The sequence below is a fragment of the Gallibacterium genomosp. 1 genome, from assembly GCF_001678575.1.
In the GTDB taxonomy this organism is placed as follows: Bacteria; Pseudomonadota; Gammaproteobacteria; order Enterobacterales; family Pasteurellaceae; genus Gallibacterium.
Window position 1 is genome coordinate 1 of sequence record NZ_JTJP01000025.1, and the last position, 8,595, is coordinate 8,595.

The following is an 8,595-nucleotide window of genomic DNA, read 5'->3' on the forward strand; positions in this document are numbered from 1 at the left end:
ATAATAAGTCCAATTTTTGGGGTGCAGATCAAATTATTGAAAGGTTTTTATTGGGTGAGAACAATGCGTAAGCAGGCGACAAAAATTTATTCTGACAATGAAGAATTTGTTATCGGTAAAGCAAAAGTTTTGCAACAAGGAAAGGATGTGACATTAATTGCTAATGGTATTATGGTTGCAGAAGCGTTAAGAGCGGCGGATATTTTAGCTGAACAGCATCAAATTTCCGCAGCCGTAATTGATATGTTCACCTTAAAACCGATAGATACAGAAACGATAGTGAAATTTGCCCAAAAAACAGGAAAAGTGGTGACCTGTGAAAATCATAGTATTGAAAACGGTTTAGGCTCGGCAGTTGCCGAAGTGCTAGTTGAACATTGTCCTGTGCCAATGAGGAGAGTAGGGATAAAACATCGTTATGGTCAAGTGGGAACGGTCGATTTTTTGCAAAAAGAGTACCAACTTACTGCAGAGGATATTGTTAAACAAGCATTATCAATATTTTAATTAAAAAGAGAGCGTTTATAAGTGGCTTAACTGTTTTTTCTGTAAAAAATTAAGCCACTTTAATATCCTAAATTAAATCATCTTCAGTTAACACACCTAAAGCCAATAAACCTTTGAGAACACCATCGTGTTCAATATCTTCAGTAACATAATTAGCAATTTTTTTCAGTTCGGGATGAGCATTACCCATCGCTACACCTGTACCGACATGAGTTATCATTTCAATATCATTTAAACCATCGCCAAATGCCATCACATTATCAATTGTGAAACCGAAATAGTTTATAACAGCATCAATACCGCTTGCTTTTGAGCCACTTGCGATAAGGCAATCCACAGAATAGTCGTGCCAGCGGACAGTTTTAAATTGTTCACCTAAAATGCCTGAGTCGGCGATAAATTGGTCTTGTGATTCAGGATAGAAAAGTAAAAGTTGATAAATATCGTGCGTTTTATAATAGTCTTGGTCGATAAAATATCGAGTGGTGATCGGATCAAGTGCCTTTTTTAATTGCGGCGTGATATTGGAAACTGCAATGGCTTCATTGCCGACAAAAGCATAATCTATTTGGTGTATTTGTAAAAAATGGATGATTCGTTCAATCTCTGTTGTCGCAATAGGATGTTTGCTAATAACTTGATTTTTATAACTATTATATTGGCCGTTAATGGTTACAAATAATTCGATACCTTCTTGCTTAATTAATTGATCAATTTTTTCAGGAAATGCACATCTTGCTCGTCCGGTGGCGATAGCCGGGATAATGCCTTTATGTTTTAAACTGCGGATAACGCTTGGTACGCTGGTAGGCAGAATAGCTTTATTTTTTACGTAAAGTGTTTCGTCAATATCGAAAAAGATAATTTTAATGTCTGGTTTTGTCATAACTTGCCTTGGAATAATGAAAAGAGTGTTAATTTTAGCAGTTTTTCTTTATTTCTCGATCCTCTTCACAAAAATTATCACTATCTCATTAATAGTTAAGGATTTTGATTAAGATAATGGAATGAAGCGGAATAATATTTTTGATTTTTGTTGCATTCAGTGTGGAAGACGCTTGCAGATTGCGGCGCACGGACTTTGTTCGTTTTGCTATAAACAGATTAAGGCATTTCACTATTGTGGTTGTTGCGGTACAAAATTGCCGGAGGATCGACAACGTTGCGGTATTTGTTTGTTAACTCCGCCGTTATGGCAAAAAATAGTCTTTGTTTCCGCATTTGAAGATCCGTTGCAATCGCTTATTTATCGTTTCAAATTTCAGCAAGATTATTGGTTGGATCGCAGTTTAGCCAGATTATTGTTATTGGCGGTGAAAGAAGCAAGGAGGACACATCAGTTAAATCTGCCGGAATTGTTAATTCCGGTGCCGTTGCATCATCGGCGGCAATGGCAACGTGGTTATAATCAATCTTTGTTGTTGGCTCGATATTTAAGTCGGTGGTTGAATATTCCCTGTTTAGAGAATGTTGTTATTCGTCAACGTGCCACCTCGACACAGCGAGGCAAAAATAGCCGGCAAAGAGAGCAAAATATGCAGCAGGCATTTGCCTTAAAACAGCGTCTTCCGGCGCAAATAAAGCGAATTGCGTTAATTGATGATGTTATCACTACCGGAGCGACAATGGAGGCAATTTGTCGTTGCCTGATGCAACAGGAGTTGGCAGAAATTCAGGTATGGGCATTGTGTAGAACGCAAAAATGATTTTTCCTTTCGGTTTAATTGAGTGAGGGAGTAGAAAAAATTTTAGATTAGGCGTATTATTCCCGACCATATCAGTCAAGTATTAACAAAAAGGATAGATAAATTATGCAGCAAATTGTGATTTCCAGTGCGGCACAGGCACATTTCCGTAAACTGCTTGATCAACAGGAAGAGGGAACAAATATCCGTATTTTTGTCGTTAATCCGGGTACACCGAATGCGGAATGCGGGGTGTCTTATTGTCCGAAATCAGCAGTTGAAGCAACAGACCATGAAATGAAATATGAAACATTTTCAGCGTTTGTTGATGAGTTAAGTTTGCCGTTTTTGGAGGATGCGGAAATTGATTTTGTGACTGATGAAATGGGGTCACAATTAACTTTAAAAGCACCGAATGCCAAAATGCGTAAAGTAGCGGATGATGCGCCATTAATTGAACGTGTTGAATATGTCATTCAAACACAAATTAATCCGCAGTTGGCAAATCACGGTGGACGTATTACTTTGATTGAAATTACTGATAAAGGCGAAGCAATTCTTCAATTCGGTGGCGGTTGTAATGGATGTTCAATGGTTGATGTTACATTGAAAGATGGTGTGGAAAAACAGTTATTGGCACAATTTGAAGGTGAACTGACAGGTGTAAAAGATGTTACAGAACACCAACGTGGTGAACATTCTTATTATTAAAATGTTAAGTTAAGGGCAGGACTATTCCTGCCATATTTTTTATATATTGTTGACAAATTCCTTTCTTGTAGCAGTTTTTGCTAGTTTCTTGTAAAATCTTGCGGTTTATTTGATTAATCAACTATTTTATTAAAATTATCCATTTATGAAGAATATCCGTAATTTCTCAATTATTGCTCATATCGATCACGGCAAGTCCACTCTATCAGATCGTCTTATTCAAATTTGTGGTGGTTTAAGTGACCGTGAAATGGAAGCTCAAGTATTAGATTCAATGGATTTAGAGCGTGAGCGTGGCATAACTATTAAGGCACAAAGCGTTACCTTAAATTATACAGCGAAAAATGGTGAAATTTATCAGTTAAATTTTATTGATACTCCTGGGCATGTGGACTTTTCTTATGAAGTTTCCCGTTCGTTGGCAGCTTGTGAAGGAGCTTTATTAGTGGTTGATGCTGGACAAGGCGTTGAGGCTCAAACTTTGGCGAATTGTTATACAGCAATTGAGATGGATCTTGAGGTAGTGCCGATCTTGAATAAGATTGATTTGCCGGCAGCCGATCCGGAAAGAGTGGCGGAAGAGATTGAGGATATTGTCGGGATTGATGCAATTGATGCAGTTCGTTGTTCGGCGAAAACTGGCGTCGGAGTTGAGGATGTATTGGAAGAAATTGTTAAACGTATTCCAGCACCACAAGGTGATCCTGAAGCGCCGTTACAAGCGTTAATTATTGATTCGTGGTTTGATAATTATTTAGGTGTGGTTTCTTTAGTTCGTATAAAAAATGGAACCTTAAAGAAAGGTGATAAGATTAAAGTAATGAGCACCGGTCAAAGTTATGGTGTTGATAGATTAGGTATTTTTACACCTAAACAGGTTGATAAGAATGAATTATCGTGTGGTGAGGTTGGCTGGGTTGTTTGTGGTATTAAAGATATTCTTGGCGCACCGGTAGGAGATACTTTGACATTACAATTTAATCCTGCATTAAAACCATTACCGGGGTTTAAAAAAGTAAAACCGCAAGTATATGCAGGCTTATTTCCTGTTAGTTCCGATGATTATGAAGCATTCCGAGATGCATTAGGAAAATTAAGTTTAAATGATGCATCGCTATTTTATGAACCGGAAAATTCTAGTGCGCTTGGCTTCGGTTTTCGTTGTGGCTTCTTGGGTTTATTACATATGGAAATTATCCAAGAACGTTTGGAGCGAGAATATGATCTAGATTTAATTACTACTGCACCGACAGTAATATACGAAGTGGCGATGACAAACGGAGAAGTATTATATGTCGATAGTCCGGCAAAATTGCCACCAATTAATAATATTGCTGAAATCAGAGAGCCTATTGCTGAATGTAATATGTTACTGCCACAGGAATATCTTGGTAATGTAATTACTCTGTGTGTTGAGAAACGTGGTGTACAGACGCATATGGTATATCACGGTAATCAAGTGGCATTGACATATGAAATGCCAATGGGTGAGGTGGTGTTGGATTTCTTTGACCGTTTGAAATCAACTTCGCGTGGCTATGCGTCTTTGGATTATTCATTTAAACGTTTCCAAGCGGCAGATATGGTGCGAGTAGATATAATGATTAATGGGGAGCGTGTAGACGCTTTAGCCTTGATTGTTCATAAAGATAATGCGCCTTATCGTGGTCGAGAGTTGGTAGAGAAAATGAAAGAGCTTATTCCTCGCCAACAATTTGATATTGCAATTCAGGCAGCCATTGGCAACCATATTATCGCGCGCTCAACGGTTAAACAGTTACGGAAAAACGTGTTGGCAAAATGTTATGGTGGGGATGTCAGCCGTAAGAAGAAACTGTTACAGAAACAAAAAGAGGGTAAAAAACGGATGAAATCACTTGGTAATGTTGAAGTCCCTCAAGAGGCGTTTTTGGCGATTCTACACGTTGGAAAAGATAAATAAGGAGCAAGTATGTCAAACTTTTTCTTGCCTATTTTGTTAGTAGTTGGATTCATCCTGTGGAAAGTGTTGGATTATTTTCAACTACCGAATACATTCACAATTTTGTTAATTGTGTTCTCGGTGTTATCGGGTATTTTTTGGTGTCATCAACGTTTTGTACTGAAACCGAAACGTCAGCGTCAAATTGCAAGAGCAGAGCAACGTAGTGGTAAACAGTTAACAGATGAAGAAAAATCAAAAATAGAGCCAATTTCAGAAAGTGCGGAATTTATTGCTTCATTATTTCCTGTGTTGGCAGTAGTATTAATTGTGCGTTCTTTTTTATATGAACCATTCCAAATTCCTTCTGGTTCAATGGAACCTACTTTGAGAGTAGGGGATTTCTTATTGGTCAATAAATATGAGTATGGTATTAAAGATCCGGTATTTCAGGAAAAGTGGGTGGCGTTAGGCGAGCCGAAACGTGGTGATGTCATTGTTTTTAAAGCACCAATGCAACCGAACGTGGATTATATTAAACGTGTTATTGGATTACCTGGAGATCATATTAAGTATGATCAGCAGGATGGCGTTTTAACGATAACACCAGCTTGTGGTCAGGATGTTTGTGAAAGCCAAACTTATCAGTATGAGGGATTTGAACCTAATCCGGAGTTCGTTTATCACGGTAACTCACAAATTGAACGAACTGAAATAGGTGCAGTAACACATCAGATTTTACTTAATCCAGATCGTTTTAATTATGACCCTTATTATTTTAAACAAGATGGAAATGCTATCGGCGAATGGACTGTGCCGAAAGGTGAGTATTTTGTGATGGGCGATAATCGAGATAATAGCAATGATAGCCGTTTTTGGGGATTTGTGCCGGAAAAAAATATTGTTGGTAAAGCTACTGTAATTTGGTTAAGTTTAGATAAAAAAGAAGGTGAGTGGCCGAGAGGTATTCGGACTGAGCGTTTCTTTAAACAAATTAAATAGTTATGAATAATCAACATTTAGATAGATTACAAAATAAATTGAATTATCAATTTAAAAAAATGGTGTTATTGCAACAAGCTTTAACCCATCGTAGTGCGGCAAGTGAACATAATGAACGTTTAGAATTTTTAGGTGATTCGATCTTAAACTTTACGATTGGTGAGGCGTTATATCATCAATTTCCTAAATCTGCTGAAGGGGATTTAAGTCGTATGCGTGCTACTCTAGTCAGGGAACAGACTTTAGCTCAAATTGCAGTAGAGTTTGATTTGGGTGAATATTTGAAATTGGGACCGGGTGAATTAAAAAGTGGTGGTTATCGCAGAAGCTCAATCCTTTCTGATTGTGTGGAAGCGATTATTGGTGCGATTTATTTAGACAGTAATTTTGAGAAAGTGAAAGATACTGTTTTAAAATGGTATCAACAACGCTTAGCAGAAATTAAGCCTGGCGATAATCAAAAAGATCCGAAAACACGTTTACAGGAATATCTACAGGGTATTCGTCAACCTTTGCCAACTTATAAAGTGGTAGAAATTAAAGGTGAAGCGCATAATCAAACTTTTAAAGTGACCTGTAAGATTCCACAATCTGAAACTTTATTTGAAGGCGTCGGCAGTAGTCGTCGTAAAGCAGAACAAGCTGTGGCAGAGAAAATTTTGTCTGCATTGAAAATAAAATAAATGAGAGCATAATGACAGTAGATCATCAAACAGATAATCAACAAGAAACCTATTGTGGTTTTATCGCTATTGTTGGGCGGCCGAATGTCGGTAAATCAACACTATTAAATAAAATTTTAGGGCAAAAAATATCCATTACTTCAAGAAAAGCTCAAACTACACGCCATCGTATTGTTGGAATTGATACGGATGGTGCGTATCAAGCGGTATATGTTGATACTCCGGGACTTCATATTGAAGAGAAACGTGCGATTAACCGTTTGATGAATCGTGCGGCGAGTAGTGCAATTGGAGATGTAGATTTAATCATTTTTGTTGTTGATGGTACCCATTGGACTGATGATGATGAAATGGTGTTGACAAAATTACGCAGTGCGAAAGCGCCGGTAGTGTTGGCCATCAATAAAATTGATAATGTGAAAAATAAAGATGAATTGTTGCCTTTCATTCAGCAATTGACAGAAAAGTTTTCATTTAAAGAGGTTGTGCCTATTTCGGCACAGCGAGGCAATAATGTGCATCAATTAAAAGCGATTGTGCGTCAATTTTTACACAAAGGCGTTCACCATTTTCCTGAGGAGTATGTTACCGACCGTTCTCAACGTTTTATGGCATCAGAAATCATTCGTGAGAAGTTAATGCGTTTTATGGGAGAAGAGTTGCCTTATTCCGTTACAGTAGAAATTGAGCAGTTTAAAATTAATGAACGTGGCACTTATGAAATTAATGGATTAATTTTAGTTGAACGTGATGGACAGAAAAAAATGGTGATTGGTCATCAGGGTCAAAAATTAAAAACGATTGGAACGGAAGCTCGACAGGATATGCAACGATTATTCGATGCGAAAGTGCATTTGGAACTTTGGGTGAAAGTGAAAAGTGGTTGGGCTGATGATGAACGGGCGTTAAGAAGTCTAGGCTATATGGATGACTAAAAAAGAAAACCTCAAAAAAGCAGATTTTTGAGGTTTTTCAATAATTAATCAATAACTTTTTGAACAAGAGCAGAAATATCATCAGGGAAGTTTTCAGCTTGAGCAAATTGTGCAATTTGTTGATGATGATATTGTCTTCCATCATACACTACCACGATACTGGTATCCCCTACTTGTAAATAATGGGTTTCACCAAATTCGGTATATCTGGTTGCACCAATACTGATAATTGCTTGAGAAGGATAATTGGCTTGTTTCAACAATTCGGGAATGTCATTCATAGGGCCTTGATCAGGCTGATTATTCATTCTGTCAATTAGCCAATTTACTAATTTTTGATTGAAATAATTATAGCCTGATATAGGGCTATCTATACCGTATGCAGTCAAGATATCATTTCTTTTGTGAAAACAAGCAATACGATAATAATCTAGTTTGCCACCTTTATCTATAGAATTGACATCTAAAAAGCGACTCGAAATACCTTTTGAAGCACTTCCCCAATTTTTTTTCTCACAAATTTTCTTGGCATTAGGTTTTCGGATGGAGCAATCATTATAAGCTGCAAAAGCAAAAGGCGATAAAGTGATGACTTTTTTGTTGCTGTCATAACTAATATTAAATAGTATGGCAACTTCTGGCTCTATTTGTAAATTATCTGCACCGACAGGGGCTTGAATGGTTGAGGATGAAAGTGGAAAAGTTGATAAAAAATTATCGGCATTAGGTACATAAAAAGGAAAAATAGCTTTCGGTTGAGAAGCCTCTTTTGTTACAACCTGTTCAAAATCTTTTGCTTCACCAGCTTGTTCTAAATGCCCAGCAAAGTTACCGGCTACTCCGAAGCCGATAAATTGAGTTAAGTCCATAGTTATCTCCATAGTAGTAAAAAATACAGATTAAAAAGAAAATTGATGTAAAACAATACATTTTGCAGAAATTCTAGGCAGTTAAATAAAAAAGTGTGATATTCGTCATAAAAACAGTTGCAAGGCATAAAAAAATCCCTATAATGCCGCCTCACGCAACAAGAGAGGATAAACACTGGCTCAAAGCGAAGAGAATATCCTAGAAAGTGAAAAAAGCTTGAAAAAATCTTGTTGACAATAAAGGTCAAGAAACGTAGTATAGATGACCTTGTCGCAATAATG

General features: G+C 37.2%; 9 protein-coding genes. 7 read left to right on the forward strand and 2 right to left on the reverse strand.

The window, feature by feature from the left end; all coding sequences use genetic code 11:
- A partial coding sequence (locus QV04_RS05470) for a transketolase family protein (RefSeq protein ID WP_328585935.1) occupies window positions 1-507 on the forward strand: 507 nt, incomplete at its 5' end.
- Window positions 508-574: 67 nt separating this feature from the next.
- Here the strand turns inward: QV04_RS05470 and QV04_RS05475 are convergent.
- A complete protein-coding gene (locus tag QV04_RS05475; protein ID WP_065233281.1) occupies window positions 575-1,393 on the reverse strand; it encodes a Cof-type HAD-IIB family hydrolase in 819 nt (272 codons plus the stop codon).
- Window positions 1,394-1,514: 121 nt separating this feature from the next.
- On the opposite strand from QV04_RS05475, the gene QV04_RS05480 reads away from it, so the two are divergent.
- From QV04_RS05480 to era, 6 genes are all read left to right on the forward strand, one after another.
- Entirely contained in the window at window positions 1,515-2,213 is a 699-nt protein-coding gene (locus tag QV04_RS05480) for an amidophosphoribosyltransferase (protein ID WP_065233282.1), read from the forward strand.
- A gap of 105 nt (window positions 2,214-2,318) precedes the next feature.
- Window positions 2,319-2,903 (forward strand): Fe-S biogenesis protein NfuA, encoded by a 585-nt coding sequence (gene nfuA / locus QV04_RS05485; RefSeq protein ID WP_013745975.1) that lies wholly within the window; start codon window positions 2,319-2,321, stop codon window positions 2,901-2,903.
- A gap of 145 nt (window positions 2,904-3,048) precedes the next feature.
- On the forward strand, window positions 3,049-4,845 hold the full coding sequence (gene lepA, locus QV04_RS05490) for a translation elongation factor 4 (protein WP_039137134.1): 1,797 nt from the start codon (window positions 3,049-3,051) through the stop codon (window positions 4,843-4,845).
- 9 nt (window positions 4,846-4,854) lie between these two features.
- Window positions 4,855-5,826 carry a signal peptidase I gene (lepB, locus tag QV04_RS05495; RefSeq protein ID WP_065233283.1) on the forward strand — a complete coding sequence of 324 codons (972 nt, stop codon included), beginning with the start codon at window positions 4,855-4,857 and terminating at the stop codon, window positions 5,824-5,826.
- Window positions 5,827-5,828: 2 nt separating this feature from the next.
- Window positions 5,829-6,509, forward strand: a complete 681-nt coding sequence (rnc, locus tag QV04_RS05500; RefSeq protein WP_065231562.1) for a ribonuclease III — start codon at window positions 5,829-5,831, stop codon at window positions 6,507-6,509.
- Between the two features lie 11 nt (window positions 6,510-6,520).
- Complete coding sequence (gene era / locus QV04_RS05505; protein ID WP_039086300.1) at window positions 6,521-7,444, forward strand: GTPase Era; 924 nt, start codon at window positions 6,521-6,523, stop codon at window positions 7,442-7,444.
- 44 nt (window positions 7,445-7,488) lie between these two features.
- Here the strand turns inward: era and QV04_RS05510 are convergent, their stop codons facing one another.
- A complete protein-coding gene (locus QV04_RS05510; protein ID WP_065231561.1) occupies window positions 7,489-8,313 on the reverse strand; it encodes a DUF5718 family protein in 825 nt (274 codons plus the stop codon).
- Window positions 8,314-8,595 lie beyond the last annotated feature (282 nt).